Annotated in this window: 1 protein-coding gene; it reads right to left on the bottom strand. The window is 60.0% G+C overall.

The annotated features are described in order from the left end of the window. The coding region (locus KMS84_RS43890; protein WP_256921319.1) for an MFS transporter at positions 1-452 on the bottom strand (452 nt) is incomplete at both ends.

Genomic DNA, 452 nt, shown 5'->3' with positions numbered 1-452 from the left:
GACTAGGGCGGCAGAAGCGAGGAAGCCGATGACCGTGCCGGCGAAAAGGCTGTGGAAGCTGATCACCGTCAGGAGCGCGGCAGCGAGCATCGGGCTCGCGACACTTTCGAGATCGTAAGCCAGACGCGATAGCGACAAGGCACGGGTGTAGTCGTCTTCATCCGGCAGGATGTCTGGAATGGTCGCTTGGAACGTTGGAGTGAACGCTGCCGATGCGGACTGAAGGACGAAAATCAGCACGTAGATTTGCCAAACCTCGGTCACAAACGGGAGAGCAAGCGCGACCAGCGCCCGCACCAGATCCAGCGAGACCAGCATGGCTCTGCGAGGCAGGCGCTCTGCAAAAGCCGCTGCAATGGGCGCTACGCCAATATAGGCCGTCATTTTTATAGCCAACGCCGTGCCGAGAACGGCACCTGCTTGGGCGCCTGCTAGATCGAACGCCAGTAAAC

This window comes from Streptomyces hilarionis (assembly GCF_024539675.1).
GTDB lineage: Bacteria > Actinomycetota > Actinomycetes > Streptomycetales > Streptomycetaceae > Streptomyces > Streptomyces hilarionis.
This window is presented reverse-complemented; position numbering and strand designations above follow the sequence as displayed.